Genomic DNA, 1,757 nt, shown 5'->3' with positions numbered 1-1,757 from the left:
CTCTCCACATACCGCCCGGTCTGCGGGTCGTAATCGCGGAAGTAGTTGTAGTGCAGGCCGCTTTCGGCGTCGTAGTACTGCCCGGGGAAGCGCAGGTTGACCACGGTGTTATCCGGGCTGCTGGGCAGGCCGTTGCCGAAGGCGTCGGATTGCCATTGCCAGACCAGGCGCTGGTCGTCGTCGCTGGCCAGCCGCGGAGTGTCCAGGTGGTCGCTGTGCAGGTAGAGCACGCGAGTGTCGCCCGGGTGGCCCTGGGCGTCGTAGGGCGTGCTCAGCGTGGCCAGGGGCAGGCTGTCGAGCCACAGGTAGTGCTGTTCGCGGCGTAGCTGGCCGTTCTCGTAGGCGGCTTCGCCGAGCAGTTGGCCGTCGGGGCCGTAGAGGTAGGTGGTGAAGCCCTGGGTGGTTAGCTTGGCGACACGTTGGCCGTGGGCGTTGTAGCGGTACTGGGCGACTTCCTGGCCGTCGATCCGTACGTTCGCCAGGCGGCCCTGGGCGTCGTAGCCGAGCAGGCGGCTGGCGCGGTCCTGGAGCAGGTTGCCGGTGGCATCGCTGGTCACCGCGTGGCCGTTGAGGGCGGTGAGGCGGTTGCTGTCGCCGGCGTAGCGGTAGCTGTCCTCGAGGGCCTGGCCGTCGGCCAGGCGCGTGACGCTTTTCCCGGTGCGGTTGCCCACGGCGTCGTAGCCGTAGCGGCGCTCGGCCTCGCCACTGCGCTCGGTGGTCAGCCGGTCCAGGGGGTCGTACTGGTAGTCCAGTATTCCCCATAGGCTGTGGGCCAGTTGGATGATGTTGCCGTTGGCGTCGTGCCGGTAGTCGCTCTGCCAGGGGCCGGTGTTCTGGCGGACGAGCCGGTAGTCCCGGTCGTACTCGCGGGCCAGGCTGATGCCGTTGGCCCAGGTCAGGCGCTGCAGCGGGCCGAAGGGCAGGTAGCCGATGCCGCTGGCCAGGGCAGTGGGCTCATGATTGCCCACAGCCAGGCTGACGCTGCTCGCCTGGCCACCGGCATTGCGCGGATAGCCGAGGGTATAACCGGACGGGTAGCCGATGGCGACCAGGCGGTCGGCGTCGTCGTACTGGAAGCTCAGGGCCTCTTCCAGCACCTTGCCGTTGACGCTCAGGCTGCGCGCCTGCCGCACCAGGTTGCCGCGTGCGTCGTAGCCATAGGCGAGGCGGCCGCTGCCGTCCTCGATGGCCGTAAGACGGCCGATGCCGTGGTTGCCGTCGGCGCTGTCGTCGTACCGGTAGCGCACGTCGAAGGCCGGAGTGGCCGGGTAGCGGCGCTCGGTCAGGCGGTTCAGGGCGTCGTAGCTGAACTCCACCACCACGCCGCGGGCATCGGTCTGGCGGACGATGTTGCCGGCGGCGTCGTACTCGAAGTGGGTGGTGCCGCTGTCGGGGCTGATGCGCTGGGTGAGGTTGCCCAGGCCGTCATACCGGTAGCGAGTGGTCACGCCCCGCGGATCGCGGACCTGGGTGAGGTTGTCCTGGGCGTCGTAGGCCAGGGCGGTGACGCCGTCGAGGGCGTCGGTATGGCTGACCAGGCGATCGAGGGCGTCGAACGCCTGGGCGCTGCCGTACTGGCGCGGGTTGGTCTGGCCGGTGGGGTTGTCGTTGAGGTCGTAGCGGTAGCTGTGGGTCTGGCCGGCGGCGCCGACCGCGCGCAGCAGCCGGCCGAGTTCGTCGTACACCCACTGCTGCTGGCGCACCAGGCTGCCGCTGGCGTCCTTCAGCCGTTGCGCCGTGCGGTTGCCCTGGGCGTC

General features: G+C 69.5%; 1 protein-coding gene. It reads right to left on the bottom strand.

Annotated elements, in window-relative coordinates; genetic code table 11:
- Positions 1-1,757, bottom strand: a 1,757-nt coding sequence (locus CHC02_RS29755) for an RHS repeat-associated core domain-containing protein (protein ID WP_141137714.1), incomplete at both ends; no start/stop codon positions are given.

This window comes from Pseudomonas delhiensis (assembly GCF_900187975.1).
GTDB classification, from domain to species: Bacteria; Pseudomonadota; Gammaproteobacteria; order Pseudomonadales; family Pseudomonadaceae; genus Pseudomonas; species Pseudomonas delhiensis.
This window is presented reverse-complemented; position numbering and strand designations above follow the sequence as displayed.